We start from the raw sequence: 23,357 nt of genomic DNA on the forward strand, positions 1-23,357 counted from the left end.
TTCCCGTCGCCGCCCGGCGGGGGGTGGTTTCCGTCGGGACGTCCGGTTCCGCAGCAGCAGGCCACGGCCTGGCAGGTGGCCCTGGGCCGGTATGGCCGCCCGGCCTACGGTCGGTGCGGGTGTCGGAGTGAACGGGGGGGTTCGTCATGGTGGGTGCGGGTGCGCTGCTGGGTATCGCGCTGGTGGCGTTGGGGCTGGTGCTCACGCCCGGCCCGAACATGGTCTACCTGGTCTCCCGCTCGGTGGCGCAGGGCCGCCGGGCCGGGATGGTCTCGCTGCTCGGGGTGGCCGCCGGGTTCGGCGTCTACCTGGCCGCGGCGGTCGCCGGCCTGGCCGCCGTCTTCGTCCTGGTGCCGACGCTGTACGCGGTGGTGAAGCTGGCCGGCGCCGGTTACCTGCTCTGGCTGGCCTGGCGGACGCTGCGCCCGGGTGGGCACTCTCCCCGTTCACGCCCGCGCCGCTGCCGCCGGACCGGGCGCGACGGCTGTTCACCATGGGTCTGGTCACCAACCTGCTGAACCCGAAGATCGCCATCCTCTACGTCTCGCTGCTGCCGCAGTTCGTCGATCCGGGTCGGGGGGACGTGGCGGCGCAGAGCCTGCTGCTCGGCCTGACCCAGATCGCCGTCGCGCTGAGCGTGAACGCGCTGATCGTGCTCAGCGCCGGCGCGCTGGCCGGATTCTTCGCCCGCCGGCCGGTCTGGCTGCGGGTGCAGCAGTGGGTGACCGGCACGGCGCTGGCCGCGCTGGCCGTCCGGATCGCCACCGACCGCTCCCGCGCCGCGATCGCCACACCCTGATCCGACGCTCACTGTCCCCGGTGGCGGCGGACCATCCCGGCGGCCAGCGGCGCGGCGTCCAGGTCGCCGGCGGCGAGCCGGGCGGTGAGGGTACGACGCACCAGCCGGTCGGCCAGCGCGGGCGCGTGCCGGCCGACGGCCATCTCCAGCCGCCCGCGCGTGGTGGTGGCCACGTCCCGGGGTGCCCGTCGGGCGGTGGCGGCGCGCAGGATCGCCGCGACGACGCCCTCGACGGGCTCCGGACGGGACACGCCCCGCAGGGACAGGCCAGCCTCGGCGGTGCTGTCGTGGATCGGTGAGGCCACCATGCTCGGGTAGACGACGCTCACCCCGACGTGGGTGCCCACCTCATGGCGCAGCGCGTCGGCGTAGGCGACCAGTGCCCGTTTGCTGACCCCGTACGCGGCGGCGAGCGGCAGCGGCAGCACCGCCATCCTGCTCGACACGAAGATCACCCGTCCGCGCGCGGCGAGCAGTGCGGGCAGCGCCGCGGCGGTGGTCCGCCAGGCCGCCAGCAGGTTGACCTCGAGCTGCCGGCGGACCACCTCGTCCGGCGGCAGCTCGGCCGGGGCGGGGCCACCGACTCCGGCGTTGTTGATCAGCAGGTCGAGGCCGCCGAGCCGGTCGACGGCGGCCTGCACCGCCGGCGGCACGGCGGCCGGGTCGGTCAGGTCGCAGCCGAGCACCGGCAGCTCTTCGTCGGGCCGCGCGTGCAGGTCGAGCCCCACCACCCGGGCGCCGGCGGCGGTCAGCGCGGCGCCGAGGTGACGGCCGAAGGTGCCGCTCGCCCCGGTCACCAGCACCCGGCGGCCGGTCAGCCCGCTCACCGTCCGGCCCCTCACTGCCCCGCTCCGACCGGCGTGCCCGCGCGGGGGCGGCGGCGGGCGCCGGCGGTCAGCTCCCGGGTCAGCTCGGCCAGGTAGGCGTCGAAGTCGACCCGCATCGCCGGGCGGCGCTGGCCCCAGCGGGCGGTCGCGGCCCGCAGCTCGGCCCGGCAGACGGCCCGCTGCCGGTCGGGGTCCGGTAGCGCGTACCGGCCGGCGAGCTGCGCCGCGATCAGCTTGGCCTGCGCCTCCACCAGCGGGAACGCCGACCCGGTGGACTGCATCAGCCCCACGAAGGTCAGGCCGGGAGCGTCGGGGTGAAACACGTGCCGGTACAGCGGCAGGGTGTCCGCGCCCCCGCTGAGCAACGCCGGGTCGAGGAACGGGATCTCCACCCGGTAGCCGGTGCACCAGATGACCAGATCGACGCTGTCGGCGCGGCCGTCGGTGAACTCGACCCGGTCGCCGTGCAGGGCGGCGACGCCGGGTCGGGCCTCGATGTCGCCATGGGTCAGCCGGGACAGCAGCCCGTCGGAGAGCGTCGGGTGGTCCTGCAGGAAGCCGTGGGTCGGCGCGGGCAGCCCGTAGCGGGCGGGACCGCCGACGGTGGTGCTGAGCATCGCCTGGCTGATGCGTTGGCGCAGTCGCCACGGCAGCCGGCGGGCCAGCGCCCCGTTGAGGGTGTCCGAGGGGCGGCCCAGCAGGTACTTCGGCACCACCCAGACGCCCCGGCGCAGCGACAGCAGGGTGCGGGTGGACGCGTAGGAGGCGTCCACCGCGATGTCCATCGCGGAGTTGCCGCCCCCGACGACCAGGACCCGCTTGCCGGCCAGCTGTTCCGGGCCCCGGTAGTCGTGGCTGTGCAGCTGCTCGGCGGTGCAGGTGCCGGGGTACGGCGGGTCAGGCAGCCGGGGCGCCCGGTTGTGGCCGTTGGCGACGACCACGGCCTCGACGGTGACCTCGACCGGCCCGTCCGGTCCGTTCGCTCGGACGGTCCAGGTGCCGGCGGGATCCTGGGTGACCTGCTCGACGGTGTGGCGCAGGCGGATGGTGTCCCGTAGCCCGAAACGGTCGGCGTAGTCGGCGAGGTAGCCGGCGATCCGTCGGTGGTCGGGGTAGTCGGGCCAGTCGGTGGGCATCGGGTGGTCGGCGAACTGGGTGCGGCCGCGGCTGGTGTTCAGGTGCAGCGTCCGGTACGCGGGCGAGTCCGGCGCCCCGTACACCCAGAGGCCGCCGACCTGGTCGGTGGCCTCGAAGCAGACCGTCGGCACGCCGGCGTCGAGCAGTGCCTTGACCGCGGCGAGCCCGGCCGCGCCGGCGCCGATCACCGCCGCCCTGGGTGGTACGCCCATCGCTGCCCCCACTTAATCCAACGTCTGATGGATAATTGTCGTGAGCAGCCGGCCCGTCAAGGGCCCGGCGGTCCGTACAGGCCGTGCAGGAGGCGGTGCACGAACACTCGGAACTCGCGCCGCTCCCGGGCGCCCGGCGCACCCGCGGCCAGCGCCACCACGTGCCCGTGCGCGGCCCAGACCAGGCTCCGTACGGTGATGTGCGGGGTCGGTTCGACCAGCGCGCCGGTCGCCGCCGCGGCGGTGAGCAGCTCCGCCACCAACCGGTACAGCGGCTCGGCGTAGCGCTGGTCGAGCTCGGCGTGCCGCTGCGGTTCCAGCCAGCGACGCAGCCACAGCGCGGTGGTCTCCGGGCGGTCCTCCAGGAAGTCGACGAACACGTCGACCAGGTCGTGCAGGGCGCGTCGCGCCGCGTCCGGCCCCGCGTCGAGAGCCGAGCGGGCCTGCGCGGCGGCCTCGGTCAGCACGTCCCGCTCGGCGGCGAAGACCCGGGCGAAGCAGGCGTCGTAGAGCGCGGTCTTCGTACCCGTGTGGTGGGCGACCGTGGCGACGTCGACGCCGGCGGCGGCGGCGACCTCCCGCAGCCCGACGGCGTCGAAGCCGCGCTCGGCGAACAGCGCGGTGGCCGCGGTGAGCACCACCTCGCGGGTCGGCCGGCTCTCGTCGCGGCGGGGCCGACCCGGACGGCGTCGGGGCATGGTCATGGCCGCCATTCTGCCCCTAGAATCCAGCAACCGTTGGATTGCGGAGAGGATGCGGCGATGACCGGGCTCGACCGGCGGCCCGCTGCCGCCACGGAAGCGATGCTGCCCCGAGGCCCGCTGGCCGGCTTCGCCGCCGGCTCGCTCGGCATGGGTGTCTGGGTGACCGTGCCCGGCCTGCTGCTGCTCTACTTCCTCACCGACGTGCTGGCCGTCGCGCCGTGGCTGGCCGGCCTCGCGCTGCTGCTGCCGAAGGTCGCCGACGTGCTGCTGCACCCGTGGGTCGGGCACCGCGCCGACGTCGAGCAGACCCGCAGGGGCGACCGGCGACGGCTGCTGCTGCTCGGCTGCGCCCTGCCGCTCGCGTTCGCCGCGCTTTTCGCGGTGCCGGGCGGGCTGACGGGCGCACCGGCCGCCGCGTGGGTGGCGGTGTTCTTCGTCGCCGGCAACCTGCTCTTCGCCACCTACCAGGTCCCCTACCTGGCCACCCCGGCCGATCTGCGGATCGGGTATCACGAACGCACCCGGCTGATGGCGTTCCGGATGGTCGTGCTGACCTTGGGCATCCTCGTCTCCGGGCTGCTGGCCCCGCTGCTCACCGGCGGCGACGACGCGACCCGCGCCGGCTACCAGCGGATGGGCGTGGTCCTGGCCGTGGGGATGCTGGCCGCCATGCTGGTGGGCGTCGCCGGCATCGCCCGGCTGCGCGGCTCGGCGGCGGCCACCGGTCCCGCCGGGCACGGCGGGTGGCGGGCGCTGCGCACCGCGCTGCGCGATGCGCAGTTCCGCTGGCTGGTCGCCGCCTACCTGGCCATGTCCACCACCACCCATCTGGTGCTGGCCGGGGTGCCCTACTACGCCGAGTACGAGCTGCGCGCACCCGGCCTGACCACGGTGCTGGTGGCGGCGTTCGTCGCGCCGGCGCTGCTGGTCACTCCGGCCTGGCTGGTGCTGGCCCAGCGCATCGGCAAGCAGCGGGCGCTGCTCGGCGCGCAGGGCGCGTTCGCGGTCGGCTCGCTGGTGCTGGCGGTGGGCCGACCGGCCGGCCTGCCGGTGCTGATCGGGGCGGTGGCGGTGCTCGGGGTGGCGTTCGCCGGCATGCAGCTGCTGCCGTTCTCGATGCTGCCCGACGTGATCCGCGCGGCCGGCACGACCGGCGCGGGCACCTACACCGGGGTGTGGACGGCCACCGAGGCCACCGGCGCGGCCCTGGGCCCGTACGCGTACGCCCTGTGCCTGACCGTCGGCGGGTTCGTGGCCTCGACGGCCGGTGACACGCCGGTCCAGCCGGACGCGGCGCTCGCGGCGGTCCGCTGGGGCTTCGGGCTACTGCCCGCGGTGGCGATGCTCGCGGCGTTGCTGCTGCAACGCCGCTACACCCTGGACGCGACCGCCCGCGCGGCCAGCTGACGGCGCGGCGACGCGGCCCGGCGTCCGGCACTAGACTTCGCGCTCGATGGACGCCCAGCCCGCCCCCGCCGAGACCCGTCCGTGTGCCCACTGTGGACGGCCGGTGCCGCAACGTGTCGGCGCGGGCCGGCCGTTCCGCTACTGCCGGGACAACGACGGCGCCTGCCAGCGCGCCTCCCGCAACAGCCGGATGCGCCACCGCAACGCCCCCGGCCTGCCGGGTCAGGTGGCCCGCACGTGGGAGGCGGTGGACCGCCTCGACCAGGTCGTCGAGACGTTGACCGAGGCGCTGCACGCCGAGCTGTCCCCGGTGGGTGTGCAGCGGCAGCTCGCCCAGGCCCGCGCCGAGGCCGCCACCGAGATCGCGGCCGCGCAGACCGAACGCGACGAGGCCCGCGGTGACGCCGAGGACGCGGTGGCCGACGCGGCGCGCTCCCGCGAGCAGGCCCGCGAGGCGGTGGCCGCCGCCGAGGGGGCCCGCCAGCGCGCCGAGCGGGCCGCTCAGCAGGCCACCGCGGCCGACGAGCGCGCCCAGCGCGCCGAGGCGGCCCGCGACGAGGCCCGGCACGACGCCAGCGCCGCCGAGGCCCTGCGGGCCCAGGCCGAGCGGGACCGCGATCAGGCCCGCCACGAACTGCGCGACCTGCGCGCTGACCGCGACACTGAGCGGCAGCGGGTGGCCGACCTGACCGTCGAGCGCGACGCGCTGCGCGCGGACGCCGAACGGGCCACCCGGGCCGCCGCCGAGGCGACCGAGCGGGCCGGGCGGTGGCAGGCCGAGGTGCAGGACGTACGGCGCCAGATCGACCAGGCCCGCGCGGACGCCGCCCGCACCCGCACGGAGGCCGCCGACGCGGCCCGCGCCCGGGAGCAGGCCGACCGGGCCCGCGACCGCGCGCAGGCCGACGCGCGCGAGGCCGACAACGCCCGGCAGGAGGCCGCCGAGCTGGCCGCGCGGCTACGCGCGGAGCTGACCGCCACCGCCGCCCAGCGCGACACGCTCGCCGCCGAACTGGCCGCCACCCGGCAGGCCGCGGCCACCGCCGAGGGCCGGCTCACCGCCCTGACGGTACGGCTGGAGGCCGCCGAGACCGACCGTGACCTGGCCCAGCGGCGGGTGGCGCAGCTCGGCGACCAGGTCAGCGACCTGGCCCTGGCGTTGGCGCGGCTCGGCGCCGGCACGCCCGACGACGCCACCCGCTGACGCGGCGGTCAGTGGATGCCGGCCATCAGGGCGCGGATCTGCCGGGCGAACATCACCGCGGCCAGGCCGAACGCCACCGACGCCAGGCCGAAGGTGAGGAAGTAGGTCGACTCGGACCAGGTGTCGGCGAGCCGCGCCACCTGCCCGCCGATCGCGTCGCCGACGGCCGTGGCGAGGAACCACAGCCCCAGCATCTGACTGGCGTACTTCACCGGCGCCAGCTTGGTGGTGGCGGACAGGCCGACCGGGCTCAGCGACAGCTCACCGGCGACCTGGATGGCGAAGACCGCCACCAGCCACCACGGGGACACCAGGTCACCGCCGACGGCGGCCTGCGCGGCGGCGGCCATCAGCACGAACGACAGGCCGTTGAGCACCAGGCCGACGGCGAACTTCACCGGCGTGGACACCCGGTTGCCCACCCGCAGCCAGAGCAGCGCGAACAGCGGTGCGCCGATGATGACCAGGATGGGGTTGACCGACTGGAGCCAGGACGCCGGGAAGGTGAAGCCGGCCACGTCCCGGTCGGTGCGCTCGGCCGCGAAGAGGTTCAGCACCGACCCGGCCTGGTCGTAGATCAGCCAGAACGCGGCGGCGAACACGAACAGCCACAGGTACGCCTTCATCCGGCTGCGTTCGGTCGCGCTGAGTTCCCGGTCGGTCATGATCCGGGTGAAGTAGCCGATGGTGACCAGCACGGTGACGGCGGTGAGCCCGTTCACGACCGTGTTGACGGTGAACAGCCCGGCCAGCGCGAGTACTGCGACGAGCACGAGGAGCACCGCGACCAGCACGCCGGCGCGGGTGAGCGCCCGGCGGCGGTCGGCGCCGAGCAGCGGGTCGGCGGGGCGGTCCCCGGCGTCGCCCAGGTTGCGCCGGCCCAGCACGTACTGGATCACGCCGAAGGTCATCCCGATCGCGGCGACGGCGAACCCCAGATGCCAGTTGATCTTCTCGCCGAGCAGGCCGGTGATCAGTGGGGCGATGAACGCGCCCAGGTTGATGCCCATGTAGAAGATCGAGAAGCCGGCGTCGCGGCGCGGCGAATCCCGGTCGTACAGGGCGCCGACCATGGTGGAGATGTTGGGTTTCAGCAGGCCGGTGCCCAGGACGATGAGGGTCATCCCGGCGAAGACGCTCCACCGCGTGGGCACCGCCATCACGTAGTGCCCGGCGGCGATCACCACCCCGCCCCACAGCACGCTGCGCCGGGCACCGATCAGGCGGTCCGCCACCCAGCCGCCGGGCAGCGCCATCAGGTACACCATCGCGTTGTACGTGCCGTAGACGGCGTTGGCGCCGGACTCGCTCAGGCCCAGCCCGTCGTCGGCGGCCTCGGCCGTGAGGTACAGCACGAGGATCGCCCGCATGCCGTAGAAGCTGAACCGCTCCCACATTTCGGTGAGGAAGAGGGTGGCCAGTGCCCGGGGATGACCGAAGAACGTCCGCCCGGTGGGGGCGCGACGCTCGACCGGGACGTCATGGGCCATCGCAACCTCCGCAGCACTCGGGCGGTTAACATCCCCGGTGGCGGCCGAAACACTCCACCGTTCCGACCCGGCCGGGGATCACCTGGCCGGGTGACCGTCCCGGCCGGCTACCCTTGGTCCCGGCCCACCCGTGGACGCCTCACGCCCTCGGGCGGGAATGGCTCGACGGGAACCCACCGTTACACCCAGAAGACCAGCACCACGAACGAGGGGAAGTCGATCATGGGCGAGCGTATGCTGCGCGGAAGCCGCCTGGGCGCGGTCAGCTATGAATCCGACCGCAACACGGAGCTCGCGCCGCGCCAGACCCGCGAGTACCTCTGCGCCAAGGGCCACCAGTTCGAGGTGCCGTTCGCCGTCGACGCCGAGGTCCCGACGACCTGGGAGTGCAAGTTCGACGGCAGCGTCGCTCGACTCGTCGACGGCAGCGAGCCGGAGCAGAAGAAGGCCAAGCCGCCGCGTACCCACTGGGACATGCTGCTGGAGCGGCGCTCGATCGCCGAGCTCGAGGACATCCTCGCCGAACGGCTCCAGGAGGTTCGGACCCGCCGCGGCCGCGCCTGAGCCGCAACCCGCACGACACGGCGCCCCCGGGAAAATCCCGGGGGCGCCGTCGTTTGTCGTGCGCGGTCAGTTGCGGCCGGGCTCGATGATCTCGCCCTCGATGGCCCGGCCGCCGTCGACCACCACCGGCTGCTCCGTCTGCGGACGCGGTGTCGGTTGCGGCGCACCCTGGCGCACGCGCACCGTACGCGGCCCGAACAGGTCACCGGCGACCATCGACGACACCCGTCGCTCGGCGGTGCGTTGCACCCCGGATCGGGCCAGTCGCCGCACCGGCGGCACGAGCAGCAGCAACCCCACCAGCCCGCTGACCAGACCGGGCACCGCCAGCAGCAGCGCGCCGCCCAACCCGACGAGCCCGTCGGTCACCTGCCGCCCCGGTGGCTGCCCGGACGAGGCGGCGGAGCGGAAGCCACGCCAGGCGCGCATCCCCTCGCGGCGCAGCAGCGCCAGCCCGAGCAGCGAGGCCGCGAACACCAGCAGCACCGCCGCACCGAACCCGAGCGCCCGCCCCACCAGGACGAACGCCGCAAGCTCCACCACCACCGCCAGCAACAGGGCCAACGGTACGAACCTCAGTCCTCGGCGCATCTCACCTCATCGCCATCCCGCGACACCGGAAACGTGTCCCGCCCATCCAGCATGACACGGCCGCGCTCACGGCCACCGCACCTGACCGGTGGGGGTGCCGTGCAGGCCCCGGCGCACTGCCTGCCGGCGGTCCTGCACCCCCCAGGTGGTGATCCGCCACAGCGCCTCGGCAACGATCCGCGGGCTCATCTTGCTGTCCCCGCGCTCCCGTTCGGCGAAGGTGATCGGCACCTCCACGATCCGCACCCCGGCCTGGTGCGCGAGCCGGGACAGCTCCACCTGGAACGAGTAGCCCTGTGAGCACACCGACGCGAGGTCGATGGCGTCCAGCGCGCTGACCCGGTACACCCGGTAGCCGCCGGTGGCGTCGGAGACCGGCATGCCCAGCGCGAGGCGCGCGTACAGGTTGCCGAAGCGCGACAGCAGCAGCCGCCGCAGCGGCCAGTTCACCACCCGCGCGCCGTTGGTCCACCGCGACCCGATCACCACGTCCGCGTCGAGGGCGGCCCGCAGCAGCGCCGGCAGGTCCTCCGGGGCGTGCGAGCCGTCGGCGTCCATCTCGACCACCGCCTGGTAGCCGCGCTCGCGCGCCCAGTCGAACCCGGCCAGGTACGCCGCCCCGAGGCCCTGCTTGCCCTCGCGGTGCAGGACCTGCACCTGCGCGTCGGAGTCGGCGAGGGCGTCGGCGATGGCGCCGGTGCCGTCGGGGCTGTTGTCGTCGGCGATCAGGATCTGCACCGCCGGGGCGGCCCGGCGGACCCGGGCCACGATCGCGGCGATGTTGTCAGCCTCGTTGTAGGTGGGGATCACCACCAGCACCCGGCCCACGCCGGGTACCTCGTCGGGACGTCGGATGGTGTCGGTCGCCTGGATCACGGTGCCTCCGCTCCCGCCGGCGTACCGGCTGTTGCTATCCGGCCAGGACCCGTTGCCGTCGGCGCAGCACCGCCGCGCCGACCAGGGCGGCCGCGGCCAGCCCGGCGAGCGCCAACTCCGGCCACCAGCCGAGCCGGGTGGCGAGGGTGCGCCCGTCGTCGAGCCGCATCTCCCGCACCACGACCTCCCGGGTGTTGAACCCGGTGGCGTCGCTTACCCGCCCATCGGGGGAGACGAACCCGGACACCCCGACCGTGGAGGCCATCAACGCCGGACGGCCGTGCTCCACCGCCCGCAGGCGCACCATGGCCAGCTGCTGGCGGGCCTCGGCCACGTCGAAGGTGGCGTTGTTGGTCTGCACCACCAGCAGTTGCGCGCCGCCGGTGACGGTGTCGCGGACCACCTCGTCGTAGGCGACCTCGAAGCAGATCACGTCGCCGAGCACCGCCGGGCCGGCGCGTACCACGCCCGGGGTGCTGCCGGGAACGAAGTCGTTGCGGATCAGGTCGACCTGCTTGCTGACCATCCGGGCGACGTCGCGCAGCGGCACGTACTCGGCGAACGGCACGGGGTGCCGCTTGGTGTAGAGCTGGCTCAGGTCCGCGCCGGTGTCGGGCCGCCACAGGATGCCCGCGTTGCGGACCTCGCCGGGGCCGGGGCCGAGCAGCACCGCGCCGACCAGGATGGGCGCGCGGATCGTGTCGGCGGCCTGGGCGATGCGGGCCCCGGCGGTGGGGTTGCGCAGCGGGTCGATGTCGCTGGAGTTCTCCGGCCACACCACCAGGTCGGGTTGGCGCTGCGTGCCGGCGGCGACCCGTGCCGCCAGCTCCAGGGTGGCGTCGACGTGGTTGTTCAGCACCGCCTGCCGCTGGGCGTTGAAGTCCAGCCCCAGGCGTGGCACGTTGCCCTGCACGATCGCCACGGTCACCGGGGCGCCTGATCCGGCGGACGCGACCGGCACCAGCAGACCCGCCGCGCCCAGCGCCACGGCGGCGGCGGCCGGTACGGCCACCGGCTGCCAGCGCCGCGCGGACGTGCCGCCCGGGGCTGTCTCCCGGAGCGCGGTGAAGCCCCGCCACGCGGCGGTGACGAGCAGCCCACCGATGAGGGCCACCGCGAAGGTGACCAGTGGCGCGCCGCCCAGCGCGGCCAGGCGCAGCAGCGGCGAGGAGTCCTGGCTGAACGCGAGGCGCCCCCACGGGAACCCCCCGAAGGGGGTGCGGTCGCGCAGCGCCTCCTGCCCCACCCAGAGCAGCCCGGTCAGCGCCGGCCACGCCCACCGGCTGCGGTCGGCCAGCGGCGACACCCAGGCGGTGGCGGCGCCGAGCAGCGCCAGGTAGCCGGCCTGCAACAGCGACAGCAGCACCCACGGCAGGTAGCCGGTGTGCAGGTTCGTCCAGGCCAGCAGCGGCGCGAACAGGGCCACCCCGGTGAGGAAGCCCAGGCCGGCGCCGGCGCGCAACCGGCGCCGGTGCGCCGCGGCGGCCAGCAACGCCACCCCGACGGGCGCGAGCGGCCACAGCCCGTACGGCGGGAACGCGACCAGCAGGGCCAGCCCGGCGGCCACGGCCATCGGCGCGGCGGCCTTCAGCGGCAGCGGGCGGCCGACGACGACCGGCGGGGGCGGCGCCGCCGGGGCGCGCGTCTCGTCCCGGTCCAGGGTCGTCACCGCGGTTCCTCGATCACGGGGCGAAGGCTACCTGGCCGGCGGGTGTGTCGGCCGCATCGGGCCGCCGGGGACGAACCACCCGGCGGACATGAAATCGGGGCGCGGCTCGCGCCGCGCCCCGATGCTCCCAGGCCCTCCTCGGCCGGTGCGGCGAGGACGAGGCACGCCGACCTTCGGACCGACCGGACGCGGACTGGCTGCCCCCGCCGGGCCGTTGTCTACTGGCCGTGCACCTCACCCTGCCCGTACACCGGTAACCGCGACCGGTTCGCGCCGCCCCGCCGACCCCCGCCCGCTGGACCTGGCCGCCGCGACGATGACGCTGAAACTGTCGCTCGGCCAGCGGACGAAGGGACGAAGCGAACAACAGCCGCTTCCCGTGGTAGGACTCAAAGACGGTACGTGTTGCACCCCGCCCCCTGTCAACCCACCCCCGGCCTGTCGTGTGTTGCACCACGGCGTGTCGGGTCGGCGTGTCTCAATGCGTGGTCAGATGGTGGCGCAGCAGCGCCCCCGAGGCCGCCCGGTGCTCCTCGGCGAGGAGCCCACCGGCGGCCAGCACGTAGTCGGTGTCCACCACCGGCCGGGCGGCGCGCGGCAGCGCCCACCCCCCGGCGTGGTCGCCGAGCACCGCCGCCAGCACCTGCCCCGCCGTGTGCGCCGGCGCGTGCCGCAGCACCCCGCCGGAGCCCACCATCAGCCGAACGTCGCGCAGGTCCCGGCCGGCGCGTTCGCCGGTGGAGGCGCCGCGGGCGTGCCGGCGCAGCGCCACCGTCGCCGCGAGGGTGGCGATCCGGGCGTCCACGGCCCGCTCGGCGTCGTCGGCGGCCAGGAACGCCGGGTCGGCGGCGCGCAGCGCCGCGGCCGCCGTCAGGTCGTCCTGTTCACCCGGGGCCAGGAGCCGCTCGTCGGCGGCGGCGCGGACGACCCCGGGGGCGCTCCACCGCATGCCCAGGTCCCCCTCCACGGTCCGGGCCCGCCACAGGCTGCCTGCGACCTCCCGGCCCGGCCCGGTGGCCCGCTCGTCGGGGGTGAGCACCGAGTACACGTCGGTGGTGGCCCCGCCCACGTCGACCACGGCGAGGTCCCCGCCGATGGTGTCGGCGAGCACCTCCACGCCGGTGAGGACCGCGTCGGGGGTGGCCGCGCGCACCAGCCGGGCGAACCGGGTGCCCCGCGACAGCCGCTTGCCGCCGATGACGTGGCGCAGGAACACCGCCCGGATCGCCGCCCGCGCCGACCCGGGGGCGAGCACCCCGATGCGGGGCAGCACGTTCTGCGCCGCCGTCACCGGCACCCCGGCGGACTCCAGCAGCCCGGTCAGGTCCGCGCGTACGTCGCCGTTGCCGGCGAGCACCACCGGCACCCGCCAGCGGGCCCGGGCCAGCCGGGTGGCGTTGTGGGTGATCGTGTCGGTGTCGCCGCCGTCGGTGCCGCCGACCAGCAGCACCACGTCCGGGCGGGCGGCCCGCAGCGCCGCCAGGTCCGCCGCGCCGAGCCGCCCGGCCGCCACGTGCACCACGTGCGCGCCGGCGGACAACCCGACCCGCCGGCCCGCCTGCGCGGTGACCAGCGGCTCGTAGCCGATCACGGCCAGCCGAAGTCCACCGCCCGCCGACGAGCAGACGTACCACGGGACGTTTCGCGCGCCGAGCCCGGCGGTGGCCGCCGCGACCGCGGCGTCCAGGCCGTGCAGCACGTCGCTGCCCACCGTGGTGGGCGCCGCCGCCGCGCCCACCAGCACCCCGGCGGCCAGGTCCACCACGGCCGCCTTGGTGTACGTGGAGCCGACGTCCGCGCAGACCGCCAGGGTCACGGCGCGGCGGGAACGACCACGGTGCCGGTCGCGGTGACCGCCACGATCGGCGGGTCGAGGACCTCGGCGGCGGACTCGGAGCGGTCCGGTCGGCCCCGGCACACCACCGCGCAGCTCAGCTCCAGGGTGCGGCTGCGGCTGCCCACCCTGGACACCTGCGCGGTCACCTCGACGACGTCACCGGCGCGGATCGGCGCGAGGAACCGCACGTCGGCGTACCCGGCGAACAGGCCCTCGTCGCCGTCGGTCCGAATGCACACCTCCGTGGCGACGTCGCCGAACAGTCCGAGGGCATACGCCCCGTCGACGAGGTTGCCGGCGTAGTGGGCGTGCGAGTACGGCACGTACCGCCGGTGCGTCACCGTCAACCCGAGCCTGGAGTCCGTCATGCCGTCGCCTTCCGCTGGGTGATCAGGGCGTGCACGAGGTAGCTGGCCACCTCGCCGGGCGTGGTGCCCCGACCGAAGATCCGGTCCACGCCCAACTCGTCGGTCATCGTCTCGTCGAACCGGGGGCCGCCGACGATCAGCAGCGGCCGCCGCCCGGCGGGCATCGCCTCACGGAACGCCGCGGACATCTCCCGGGTGTTGTGCAGGTGCGCGTCGCGTTGGGTGACGACCTGCGACACGAGCACCGCGTCGGCCTTCTCCGCCCGGGCGGCCTCCACCAGCTCGGGCACGCTGACCTGCGCGCCCAGGTTGGTGACCTTGAGCTCCCGGTAGTACTCCAGGCCCTTCTCCCCCGCGATGCCCTTGACGTTGAGGATCGCGTCGATGCCCACGGTGTGCGCGTCGGTGCCGATGCAGGCGCCGACTACGGACAGCTTGCGCCGCAGCCGCTGCTTGACCACCGTGTTGACCTCCTTGGCCGACAGCAGCGCGAAGTCCCGCTCCACCACCTGCACCGCGTCCAGGTCGACCAGGTGGTTCACCCGCCCGTAGACGACGAAGAAGGTGAACCCGTCGCCCATCGGCTTGGCGTGCACCACCATCGCGGGGTCGATGCCCATCCGGTTGGCCAGCTGCACCGCCGCGCCCTCGGCCCGCTTGTCATGTGACACCGGCAGGGTGAACGACACCTGCACCATCCCGTCGCCGGTGGTGTCCCCGTACGGCCGCACGATCTGCTTGCTCACGCCGCCGCCTCCAGGATGTCGGTGGCCGGGTTGCAGTAGTCGGCCTCGTGCGCGGCGACCCCGGCGAGGCCCTTGCCGCGGTCCGCCGGCCGCTTCATGATCCCGAACGTGCCCTCGGCGATCGCGGTCAGCAGCGTCTGCTCCCCGATGCGCTCCAGCAGGTCCAGGGCCTCACCGAGGACCTGGTTGGCGCGCCGCCGGATGAACCCGCCCGGCGCGGGCACGAAGTCCTCGTGCAGTCCACCGGCGGCGCCCAGCACGTACCGCACGTTCTGCAGGGCGATGTCCCGGTCGGACAGCCACGGCGTCACCACGGCCTCGGTCATCATCCCGACCAGCAGGATGCCCTGACCGGTCAGCGCGCCCGCCAGGTTGAAGAACCCGTCGAGCAGGTTGCCCCGGAACACGTCGCCGGTCATGTGCTTGGTCGGCGGCATCCACTTGAGCGGGGCGTCCGGGAACAGCTCGCGGGCCAGCAGCGCGTGCGCCAGCTCCAACCGGAACGACTCCGGCACCTCCGGGTTGATCTCGAACGCGTGGCCCAGCCCCAGCTGCCAGTCCGCCAGCCCCGCCTCGTGGGCGAAGAACTCGTTGAGCAGCTGCGACACGGTCACCGTGTGCGCCTCGTCGACGGCGTCGGCGGTGGTCAGGTAGTTGTCCTCACCGGTGTTGATGATGATGCCGGCGCGGGCGTGGACCTGCCGGGAGAACCGCTGGTCGACGAAGGTGCGGATCGGGTTGATGTCGCGGAACAGGATTCCGTACATCGAGTCGTTCAGCATCATGTCGAGGCGTTCCAACCCGGCGAGGGTCGCCATCTCCGGCATGCACAGCCCGGACGCGTAGTTGGTCAGCCGCACGTAGCGGCCCAGCTCCTTCGACGACTCGTCCAGCGCCGCGCGCATCAGCCGGAAGTTCTCCTGCGTGGCGTACGTGCCGGCGAAACCCTCCCGGGTCGCGCCCTCGGGCACGTAGTCCAGCAGTGACTGCCCGGTGGAGCGGATCACCGCGATGACGTCCGCGCCGGCCCGGGCGGCGGCCTGCGCCTGCGGGATGTCCTCGTAGATGTCCCCGGTCGCCACGATCAGGTAGATCCACGGCCGCTGCGCCGGGTCCCCGTGCCGCTTGACGAGACGGTCGCGTTCGGCGCGCCGCCGGTCGATACGGCGGATGCCCGCGCCGACGGCCCTGCGCGCCGCCGACCGGGCGGCCGTGGCGGCCCGTCCGGTGGGCACGGTGAAGCGCACCGAACCGGCGGCGGCCTTCTGCGCCAGCAGCGTCACGTCCGTGACGCCCTCGCGGGCGAGGGCGTCGAACACCGGCACGGCCACGCCGTGGCCCAGCCCCACGTCCGCGACGACGGCGTCGACGAGCCGGTTCACCCATGGAATGCCGTCCGGGTCGGCGCCGGTCACCCCGGCCAGGCGCAGCACCGCCCGCTCCACGGACACGGTGGTGTGGCTGCGCGCCAGGTCCACCACCGGCTGCCCGGCCCGGCGCGCCAACTCCCGCGCCCTGGCCACCAACGCCGGATCTAGATCAAGCTTCCCGGTCACGACGACCCTTCCTGATAGATGACCTCACCGCGCAGCACCAGGCTTCGGCACACCGGCAGCGGCGTCGGGTCGTCCGGACCGCGCAGCTCTGGGTCCTCGGCCAGCAGCACCGGCAGGCCCCGTTGCGCGCCGGCCGGAGTCGACCACACCGCGAACGTCGCCGGCGCGCCCAGGGCGAGGACCCCCTCGACGTCCAGGTGCACTGCCCGCCATCCGCCGCGGGTGTGCGCGGCGAACGCCGCCCGCACGCTCATCCGCTGCGCCGGGTTGTGGTGCGCCGCCGCCGCCCGCACCGACCCCCACGGGTCCAGCGGCGTCACCGGCGAATCCGACCCGAACGCCAGCGCCACCCCCACCCCGTGCATCGCGCCCATCGGGTTGGACTCCAACGACCGGTCCAGACCCAGCCGCGACTCGTACATCCGGCCCGCGCCACCCCACAGCCGGTCGAACGCCGGCTGCATGCTCGCCACGACCCCGTACTCCACGAAACCGGCGATCATCCGCTTGTTCATGATCTCGGCGTGCTCGATGCGGTGCCGGGCGGCGCGCAGCCGTTCCACGCCCAGCGTCCGCGCCGCCGCCGCGAAGCCCTCCAGCACCGTGCCGATCGCCGCGTCACCGATCGCGTGGAACCCGCCCTGCATGCCGTGCGCCGCGCAGTCCAGCAGGTGGTCGCGCACCTGCTCGGCCGACAGGTACCCGTGCCCGCAGCCGTCGCCGTCGCCGTACGGCTGCGACACGTGCGCCGTACGCGAACCCAACGCCCCGTCGGCGAACAGGTCCCCGCCGGCGCCCACCGCGCCCAGCTCCCGGGCCCGCGCCGCGCCGCCCAGCTCACCCCAGTACCCGTACACCTCCGGCAACCCCGCGCCGGAGATGCCCAGCAGGCCGGTGAAGTCCTCCTCGTCGGAGATGTCCGGTCCGCCGCACTCGTGCACCGCGGCGATGCCCAGCGACGCCGCGTGCGCGAGCGCCACCCGCTGCGCGGCGACCCGCTGCGCCCGACTGACCGATCCCTGCGCGGCCGCCCGCACCACGTGATGCGCGTCACGACGCAACCACCCCGACGCGTCGTACCCGGCCTCGGCCGCCGCCTGCGGGCACGCCGCCAGCAGCGCCGTCGACACCAACGCCGAGTGGATGGACGCCTGCGACAGGTACACCCGCCGGCCGCCCGCCGCCCGGTGCAGCGCCGCCGCGTCCGGCAGCGTCGGGTCCGGCCAGCCCGACTCGTCCCAGCCGTGCCCCAGCACCACCGCGTCCGCCGGCTGGCCGGCCGCGAACGCGGCCACCGCGTCCAGCAGCTCAGCCGCCGAGCGCACCCCGGACAACTCCAGCCCGGACAACGTCAACCCGGTGTCCGTGGCGTGCACGTGCGCGTCGACGAACGCCGGCGTCACCAGCGCGCCGTCGAGGTCCACCACCCGGTCGGCGGGCGGCGCGTCACGGTCGGTCCCCAGCCAGGCGATCCGCCCACCGGAGACCAGCAGCGCGGTCGCGCTCGGGTCGGCGGGACAGTGCAGCACGCCGCCGCGGTACAGGGTCGAGGGGTTCGTCATGACCTCAGTCTGCCGCGACCCGAGCCGCGAACAGCCGACGCACCCCCGGCTCGGCGCGCAGCAGCCCCAGTGCCAGCTCCGCGTGCCCCGGCACGTACCCGTTGCCCACCAGCATCGTCACGTCCGCGGCCAGCCCCTCGGCGCCCAGCGCCGCGGCGGAGAAGCTCGTCGCCATCGAGAAGAAGATCACCGTGCCGCCGTCGGCGGTGGCCAGCACCGCCCCGTGCTCGCAGCCCGGCACGTCCACGCAGACCACGGTGACGTCCGCCGGGCTGCCCAGCGCGGTGGTCACCGCCGTGGACAGCGCCACCGGGTCCCGGGCGTCGGCCATCGCCACCACCGAGGCCAGGCCGGCGGCCGTCAGCGCGTCGCGCTCCGCCGCCACCGGCACCACCCCGACGGTACGCGCGGCGCCCGCCCGCCGCGCCGCGGCCAGCGACAGCGACCCACTCTTGCCCGCGCCACCGATCACCGCGACGCGCGCCGGCGTCGGGTCGCCCGCACGGTGCCGGTCCTCGACGTAGCGCGACACCACCCGCGCGGTCAGCGCGGGCGCCCCGCACACGTCCAGCACCGCCAGGGACAGCTGCGGGTCCTCATCGTCCGGCAGCACCGCGGCGATGGATCGGGCGAACAGGATCGCCCACCCGTCGCAGGGCACCTGCTCGCTGCGCCCGTCCCAGCGGGCCAGCCCGTCGGTCACCACCAGCGGGGTCAGGGTCAGCGACACCAGGGTGGCGACCCGCTCGCCCGGCTTGAGGCCCAGCGGGGAGCGCCGGCCGGCCTCCTCGACCGTGCCGATCAGCATCCCGCCGGACCCGGTCACCGGGTTCTGCATCTTCCCCCGGGTGGAAATGATCTCCAGCACCTCGGCGCGGACCGCGTCGCCGTTCCCGCCGTGCTTCTCCGACAACTGCCGGAAGCTCGCGGCGTCCAGGTTCAGCCGCTGCACCCGGATCCGCACCTCGTTCGGCGCGATCGCGGCGGACGCGTCCAACCGCCAGGCCGCCTGCGGCAGCACCCCCGCCGGTTCCACGACGCGGTGCAGTCCCACCGGTGACGTCACGCCGACCTCCCCTGTCCAGCCGCCCGAAGCCCCGGTCGGGGGATCGCGTAACGGGAAAACTTACGGCAGACTAGTTTCTGTACCGGATATTTTCCAGTAGCCTTCGGGTTTCGTTGATCAGCCGCAGCACTGAGGAGGGGCCGTGACCCAGACGCAACCGGTTGAGACCATCGCTCAACCCCGTCACGCCCCGGTCGCCGTACCGACCGCCGGGCAGCCGTACGAATACCGCCGCCAGCCCCTGGTCGAGCCCGACTGGACCCGCTTCCCCGGCTGGCGCCACGTCACCCGAGACCAGTGGGAATCCGCCCAGTGGCAGCGCGTCAACTGCGTCAAGAACATCAAGCAGCTGCGGACCGTCTTCGGCGACCTCATCGACGAGAGCTTCTACGCCGACCTGGAGGCCGACCAGAAGGCCCTGGCCACCATGTCGATGCTGGTGCCACCCCAGATGATCAACACGATGGTGCCGTTCGCGCCCTTCACCACCGAGGCGCTGCTCGCCGACCCCATCCGCCGCTACATGATCCCGGTCGCCTCCGACCGACGCACCGACTGGCCGTCGCACCCGTACGCCAGCCGCGACTCGCTGCACGAGCACGACATGTGGGTCGCCGAGGGGCTCACCCACCGCTACCCCACCAAGGTCCTCGCCGAGCTGCTGTCCACCTGCCCCCAGTACTGCGGGCACTGCACCCGGATGGACCTCGTCGGCAACTCCACCCCCGCCGTCGACAAACTCAAACTCACCCTCAAGCCCGTCGAGCGCTACGACGCCCACATCAGCTACCTCAAGGCGCACCCCGGCGTCCGCGACGTCGTCGTCTCCGGTGGTGACGTGGCCAACGTGCCGTGGCGCAACCTCGAGTCGTACCTGATGCGCCTGCTGGAGCTGGAGACGGTCCGCGACATCCGGCTCGCCACCAAGGCCCTCATGGGCCTGCCCCAGCACTGGCTGCAGCCCGACGTCGTCGAGGGCCTGGAACGCGTCGCGCGCACCGCCGCCCGCCGGGGCGTGAACCTCGCCATCCACACCCACGTCAACCACGCCCAGTCGCTCACCCCGCTGGTCGCCAAGGCCGCCCAGACCGCCCTCGACGTCGGCGTCCGCGACGTCCGCAACCAGGGCGTGCTCATGCGCGGGGTGAACGCCACCACCCCCGACCTGCTCGACCTCTGCTTCGCACTCCAGGGAGAGGCGGGCATCCTGCCGTACTACTTCTACATGTGCGACATGATCCCCAACGCCGAACACTGGCGGGTGCCGGTCTGGCACGCCCAGCAGCTCCAGCACGACATCATGGGCTACCTGCCCGGCTACGCCACCCCGCGGATCGTCTGCGACGTCCCCTTCGTCGGCAAGCGGTGGGTGCACATGCTCACCGACTACGACCGCGACCGCGGCATCTCCTACTGGACCAAGAACTACCGCACCTCCATCGAGTCGGCCGACCTGGAGGCGCTCAACAAGCGCTACGCCTACTACGACCCGATCGACACCCTGCCCGAGGGCGGGCAGCAGTGGTGGACCGACCACCGCGACGACTGACCCACCACCCACGACACCCCCGGCGGATCCCCTTGCCGGGGGTGTCGCCCATTGCGGCGTCCCTCACCGGCACCTCGACCGCCAGGGCAGGGCGTCGGTCGGTCGGTCCCGCAGGAGCGTTATGACTCCCAGGTATAGATATGACTCTGCGGTATAACGCTCACCGACCTCATGCCGGCCCCTCGGCCGACACTCAGGCGCTGGCCAACACCTCAGACAACGGCGCCGGTACCAGCCCCCGCTCGCGCAACCCGGCCAGGATGTGCGGCAACGCCTCATCGGTCATCGCGGCGTTCGCCTCGGTCACATGCATGATCACCACTGACCCGGGGCGGACGTTGTCCAACACCGCCCGCACCAGCGGCTCCCATGCGGTGGCGAAGGGATCGCCGCTCACCACGTCCCCGTCGACCACCGTCACGCCGAGTGGCGCGAGCGCGGCCAGCGCCGCCGCGTCGTGACACAGTCCCGGAAAACGGAAGTACCGGGTCTGCCGGCCCCCGTACGGCTCGATCACCCGGAAGGTCTTCGCCACGTCGTCGGTCATCCCGCTCGCCCGCACCCGGGGCAGGTCGTAACAGTCCCCGGTGAACGCCGCATGCCCGTACGTGTGGTTGGCCAACTCGAAGCGCGGGTTGCCGGCGAGCCGCCGAGTCACCTGCGGATACCGCTCGACCCACTTGCCGGTCAGGAAGAAGGTCGCCGGAATCCGCTCCCGCTCCAACAGATCCAGGACGCGCAGGTTCGCGTAGGACCTGACCTTGCCGGTGTGCAGGTTCTGCAGCATCCCGTCGGTCATGTCCGCGTCGAAGGTCAACGCCACCCGGTTCCCGGTACGCGGTCCGTGATCCACCACCGGTGGTCGGGTCCCCACCCGCGTCGCCCCGGGAACGGTGGCTGCCGGCCCGCTCGGCGTCGGAGTGGCGCCACCCGACCCGCTCGGCGTGGGAGCGGGAGCGGCGTCACCCGACGGCTCCGTGGCAGCGGTGGGACCGGCTGACGTGGCCGGTCCGGCTGGCGCGGCGACGGCCGTCGACCTGCGCGGCGCCGGTGTCGTGGAGAGCACGATGGCGGACGCGGCGACGCCGATCGCGGCCGCCGCGACCAGCACACCGAGCAGCGAACGCGGCCGTGGTCGGATCACGCCGGCGATCATTCCAGACGCGAGGGCCGCTCACTGTCCCCTGGTGATGCCGTCCAGGATGGTGATCAGGTTGTCCTGGAAGGTTTCCTCGGCGTTGAGGTGGGCGCCGTCGATGACGAGCCGGGCGACGGTGGGATAGCGGCCCGTTTCGAGCATGCGTGTCAGGTAGGGCCCGAGGGCGGCCTGCCAGACGGACACGTCGGTGCCGGTGGAACGGGCGGTGCGTCGCTCGGTGATCTCCCTGCGGAGCGCTCCGACGATGAACGCGTTGAGGGCGCCCAGGGCCCGCTGGAGATCGTCGACACCGCGCACGCCAGGGGCCTGGCTGAGCGCCGCCGCGGTCGACTCGCCCACGGCGAGCGCGTGCGGTCCCAGGTGTGGCCTTGCGCCGAGCAGGTCGACGAACCACTCGTGGTCGAGAGCGGCGTCGCGGGTCCGGTGAACGATGGCCAGCACCGTGTCGCGCCACCCGGATTGCTGGCCGGCCTCGGCGATCTGGGCATAGACGGCGTCGACCATCAGATCGAGCAGTTCCGATCTGTTGATCACGTAGTCGTAGAGCCGCATCGGACCGACACCGAGCTCTTTGGCGATCTTGCGTACCGACAGTCCGTCGAGGCCGTGCGCGTCGGCGATCCGGATCGCCGTGGCGGCGATCTTCGCGCGGCTCAGCGGCACCGGCGCCGCCCGCGGCTGCGGCTCGGGCCGTTCCCAGACGGGCAGCGGTACGCTACCGTGCGGCGTATCCATGAAATACAGCGTACGGTAAGGGACCTGATGATGCGAATCGCGATCGCCGGGGGTGGCCTCGGCGGCCTGACCCTGGCCCGAATCCTGCACCGGCACGACATCGCCGCGGTGGTGTACGAACGCGAGGCAAGCCGATCCGCGCGAGCACAGGGCGGAATGCTCGACCTGCACCCGGAGTCCGGGCAACAGGCCCTGGCCGACGCGGGCCTCACCGACCGATTCCGATCCGAGGCACGGCCGCAGGGCGAGGAACACCGCATCCTCGACCCGGCCGGCCGCACCCTCGTGCACCACACGCCACAACCCGGCTCATTCTCCGGACGCCCCGAGATCGACCGCAGCGCACTGCGTGACCTTCTGCTTGATTCACTCCCCGGCGACACGGTCGCGTGGCAGCACCGGCTCGTCGCCGCGACGCCACGACCCGACGGAGGGTTCGGGCTGACGTTCGATGGCGGCCACCGCGCCGACTGCGATGTCCTCATCGGCGCGGACGGCGCACGCTCGGTCGTCCGGTCGCTGCTGACCGACACGACACTCTCCTACGTGGCCACCCTGATCGAGCTGAACATCAGCGACGCCGACCGGCGCCACCCGGACGTCGCCGAGCTGGTCGGCCCCGGAAACCTCTGGTGCGTCGGCGTCAACCAGATCCTGGCCGCGCAACGCCTCGGCGACGGCAGCATCCGGGTCGGGATCTCCCTGCGCGCGGACGATCGCGACCTGGACACCTACCGCAGCAAGCGCGCCCTGCTGGACATGTTCGATGGCTGGAACCCGCGCCTCACCGCGCTCATCGAAGCCGCCGACAGCCCACCGACCCCACGCAGGATCGAGGCGATGCCCACCGGCACACGCTGGGCCCACCGTCCGGGCATCACCCTCATCGGTGACGCCGCGCACCTCATGCCACCGGTCGGCGAGGGCGCCAACCAGGCCATGCTCGACGCCGCCGAACTCGCCGCCGCCCTCGCCACCAACCCCGCCGACCCCGACCCGGCGATCCAGGCGTACGAGGAGGAGATGTTCGCCAGAACCCACCCGATCGCCGAGATGTCCGCACGAGTCCAGGCCATGATGCTGTCCCCCACCGCAGCCGACGACCTCGTCCGCTTCTTCGCGCCACGGGCCACCGAGCCGGCACCCGCAGATTGACAACCTGGGTTGACACCGTCCTCGACCAGCGCGCCAACCAGACACCACACCCCGCGCCGACGGCCTCGTCGGACGCATCATCCAGGCCCTGCACCTACGCGGCCTGCACGAACCACTCGCCGGCCAGCCCGACCCACACCGTGG

General features: G+C 73.9%; 20 protein-coding genes and 1 pseudogene. 6 read left to right on the plus strand and 15 right to left on the minus strand.

Annotation, left to right across the window (positions count from 1 at the left end; all coding sequences use genetic code 11):
- Positions 1-146: 146 nt before the first annotated feature.
- Positions 147-799: pseudogene (locus ACWD5O_RS11845) on the plus strand (LysE family translocator).
- A gap of 8 nt (positions 800-807) precedes the next feature.
- Here the strand turns inward: ACWD5O_RS11845 and ACWD5O_RS11850 are convergent.
- Genes ACWD5O_RS11850 through ACWD5O_RS11860 form a run of 3 tightly spaced genes read right to left on the minus strand, consistent with a single transcriptional unit; the run spans position 808 to position 3,679 of the window.
- Entirely contained in the window at positions 808-1,626 is an 819-nt protein-coding gene (locus ACWD5O_RS11850; RefSeq protein ID WP_450085267.1) for an SDR family NAD(P)-dependent oxidoreductase, read from the minus strand.
- Positions 1,627-1,637: 11 nt separating this feature from the next.
- A complete protein-coding gene (locus ACWD5O_RS11855) occupies positions 1,638-2,975 on the minus strand; it encodes a flavin-containing monooxygenase (protein ID WP_387322658.1) in 1,338 nt (445 codons plus the stop codon).
- Positions 2,976-3,031: 56 nt separating this feature from the next.
- Positions 3,032-3,679, minus strand: a complete 648-nt coding sequence (locus ACWD5O_RS11860) for a TetR/AcrR family transcriptional regulator (RefSeq protein ID WP_354965280.1) — start codon at positions 3,677-3,679, stop codon at positions 3,032-3,034.
- A gap of 57 nt (positions 3,680-3,736) precedes the next feature.
- On the opposite strand from ACWD5O_RS11860, the gene ACWD5O_RS11865 reads away from it, so the two are divergent.
- Together ACWD5O_RS11865 and ACWD5O_RS11870 are read left to right on the plus strand one after the other, a co-directional pair.
- Positions 3,737-5,086: an MFS transporter gene (locus ACWD5O_RS11865; protein WP_387322660.1), complete on the plus strand. Its 1,350-nt coding sequence runs from the start codon at positions 3,737-3,739 to the stop codon at positions 5,084-5,086.
- A gap of 46 nt (positions 5,087-5,132) precedes the next feature.
- Positions 5,133-6,290, plus strand: a complete 1,158-nt coding sequence (locus tag ACWD5O_RS11870) for a hypothetical protein (RefSeq protein WP_450085268.1) — start codon at positions 5,133-5,135, stop codon at positions 6,288-6,290.
- Positions 6,291-6,298: 8 nt separating this feature from the next.
- On the opposite strand, the gene ACWD5O_RS11875 is transcribed toward ACWD5O_RS11870, so the two are convergent.
- On the minus strand, positions 6,299-7,780 hold the full coding sequence (locus tag ACWD5O_RS11875; protein WP_450085269.1) for a peptide MFS transporter: 1,482 nt from the start codon (positions 7,778-7,780) through the stop codon (positions 6,299-6,301).
- Between the two features lie 222 nt (positions 7,781-8,002).
- Here ACWD5O_RS11875 and ACWD5O_RS11880 point away from each other — a divergent pair, with 222 nt between their 5' ends.
- Positions 8,003-8,344 (plus strand): RNA polymerase-binding protein RbpA, encoded by a 342-nt coding sequence (locus ACWD5O_RS11880; RefSeq protein ID WP_046564157.1) that lies wholly within the window; start codon positions 8,003-8,005, stop codon positions 8,342-8,344.
- A gap of 66 nt (positions 8,345-8,410) precedes the next feature.
- Here the strand turns inward: ACWD5O_RS11880 and ACWD5O_RS11885 are convergent, their stop codons facing one another.
- From ACWD5O_RS11885 to kdd, 9 genes are all read right to left on the minus strand, one after another.
- Positions 8,411-8,935, minus strand: coding sequence for an FxsA family protein (locus ACWD5O_RS11885; protein ID WP_450005533.1), 525 nt, complete (start codon positions 8,933-8,935; stop codon positions 8,411-8,413).
- 66 nt (positions 8,936-9,001) lie between these two features.
- Complete coding sequence (locus tag ACWD5O_RS11890) at positions 9,002-9,811, minus strand: polyprenol monophosphomannose synthase (protein ID WP_450085270.1); 810 nt, start codon at positions 9,809-9,811, stop codon at positions 9,002-9,004.
- A 34-nt stretch (positions 9,812-9,845) separates the two neighbouring features.
- A complete protein-coding gene (gene lnt, locus ACWD5O_RS11895; protein ID WP_450085271.1) occupies positions 9,846-11,480 on the minus strand; it encodes an apolipoprotein N-acyltransferase in 1,635 nt (544 codons plus the stop codon).
- 478 nt (positions 11,481-11,958) lie between these two features.
- A complete protein-coding gene (locus ACWD5O_RS11900) occupies positions 11,959-13,296 on the minus strand; it encodes a glutamate mutase L (RefSeq protein WP_450085272.1) in 1,338 nt (445 codons plus the stop codon).
- Positions 13,293-13,685, minus strand: coding sequence for a 3-aminobutyryl-CoA ammonia lyase (gene kal, locus ACWD5O_RS11905; RefSeq protein ID WP_450085273.1), 393 nt, complete (start codon positions 13,683-13,685; stop codon positions 13,293-13,295). Before kal ends, ACWD5O_RS11900 begins: the two co-directional genes overlap by 4 nt.
- Complete coding sequence (gene kamE, locus ACWD5O_RS11910) at positions 13,682-14,431, minus strand: lysine 5,6-aminomutase subunit beta (protein WP_354965288.1); 750 nt, start codon at positions 14,429-14,431, stop codon at positions 13,682-13,684. The genes kal and kamE overlap by 4 nt, the downstream gene beginning before the upstream one ends.
- Positions 14,428-15,987: a lysine 5,6-aminomutase subunit alpha gene (gene kamD / locus ACWD5O_RS11915; RefSeq protein WP_354965289.1), complete on the minus strand. Its 1,560-nt coding sequence runs from the start codon at positions 15,985-15,987 to the stop codon at positions 14,428-14,430. Before kamD ends, kamE begins: the two co-directional genes overlap by 4 nt.
- On the minus strand, positions 15,984-17,549 hold the full coding sequence (locus tag ACWD5O_RS11920; protein ID WP_354965290.1) for an amidohydrolase: 1,566 nt from the start codon (positions 17,547-17,549) through the stop codon (positions 15,984-15,986). The genes kamD and ACWD5O_RS11920 overlap by 4 nt, the downstream gene beginning before the upstream one ends.
- Positions 17,550-17,553: 4 nt before the next feature.
- On the minus strand, positions 17,554-18,615 hold the full coding sequence (gene kdd, locus ACWD5O_RS11925) for an L-erythro-3,5-diaminohexanoate dehydrogenase (protein ID WP_450085274.1): 1,062 nt from the start codon (positions 18,613-18,615) through the stop codon (positions 17,554-17,556).
- Between the two features lie 142 nt (positions 18,616-18,757).
- Between kdd and ACWD5O_RS11930 the strand changes: the two genes are divergently transcribed.
- Entirely contained in the window at positions 18,758-20,164 is a 1,407-nt protein-coding gene (locus ACWD5O_RS11930) for a KamA family radical SAM protein (RefSeq protein WP_450085275.1), read from the plus strand.
- Between the two features lie 193 nt (positions 20,165-20,357).
- Here ACWD5O_RS11930 and ACWD5O_RS11935 read toward each other — a convergent pair whose 3' ends face one another.
- Positions 20,358-21,308, minus strand: a complete 951-nt coding sequence (locus ACWD5O_RS11935; RefSeq protein WP_450085276.1) for a polysaccharide deacetylase family protein — start codon at positions 21,306-21,308, stop codon at positions 20,358-20,360.
- Positions 21,309-21,338: 30 nt separating this feature from the next.
- The gene (locus ACWD5O_RS11940) at positions 21,339-22,154 is read right to left on the minus strand and encodes a TetR/AcrR family transcriptional regulator (protein ID WP_450085277.1); all 816 of its coding nucleotides are present in this window, start codon (positions 22,152-22,154) and stop codon (positions 21,339-21,341) included.
- Between ACWD5O_RS11940 and ACWD5O_RS11945 the strand changes: the two genes are divergently transcribed.
- Positions 22,089-23,213, plus strand: coding sequence for an FAD-dependent oxidoreductase (locus tag ACWD5O_RS11945; RefSeq protein WP_450085278.1), 1,125 nt, complete (start codon positions 22,089-22,091; stop codon positions 23,211-23,213). The two genes, ACWD5O_RS11940 and ACWD5O_RS11945, sit on opposite strands and share 66 nt — an antisense overlap.
- Positions 23,214-23,357 lie beyond the last annotated feature (144 nt).

Source organism: Micromonospora sp. NPDC005161 (assembly GCF_053599855.1).

Excerpts from the sequence above, each read along its gene's own strand:
- ACWD5O_RS11945 (WP_450085278.1), top strand. The coding sequence starts at position 22,089 with ATGCGAATCGCGATCGCCGGGGGTGGCCTCGGCGGCCTGACCCTGGCC.
- kal (WP_450085273.1), bottom strand. The coding sequence starts at position 13,685 with ATGACGGACTCCAGGCTCGGGTTGACGGTGACGCACCGGCGGTACGTG.
- ACWD5O_RS11875 (WP_450085269.1), bottom strand. The coding sequence starts at position 7,780 with ATGGCCCATGACGTCCCGGTCGAGCGTCGCGCCCCCACCGGGCGGACG.
- ACWD5O_RS11860 (WP_354965280.1), bottom strand. The coding sequence starts at position 3,679 with ATGACCATGCCCCGACGCCGTCCGGGTCGGCCCCGCCGCGACGAGAGC.
- ACWD5O_RS11920 (WP_354965290.1), bottom strand. The coding sequence starts at position 17,549 with ATGACGAACCCCTCGACCCTGTACCGCGGCGGCGTGCTGCACTGTCCC.
- ACWD5O_RS11870 (WP_450085268.1), top strand. The coding sequence starts at position 5,133 with ATGGACGCCCAGCCCGCCCCCGCCGAGACCCGTCCGTGTGCCCACTGT.
- ACWD5O_RS11885 (WP_450005533.1), bottom strand. The coding sequence starts at position 8,935 with ATGCGCCGAGGACTGAGGTTCGTACCGTTGGCCCTGTTGCTGGCGGTG.
- ACWD5O_RS11855 (WP_387322658.1), bottom strand. The coding sequence starts at position 2,975 with ATGGGCGTACCACCCAGGGCGGCGGTGATCGGCGCCGGCGCGGCCGGG.
- ACWD5O_RS11865 (WP_387322660.1), top strand. The coding sequence starts at position 3,737 with ATGACCGGGCTCGACCGGCGGCCCGCTGCCGCCACGGAAGCGATGCTG.
- ACWD5O_RS11880 (WP_046564157.1), top strand. The coding sequence starts at position 8,003 with ATGGGCGAGCGTATGCTGCGCGGAAGCCGCCTGGGCGCGGTCAGCTAT.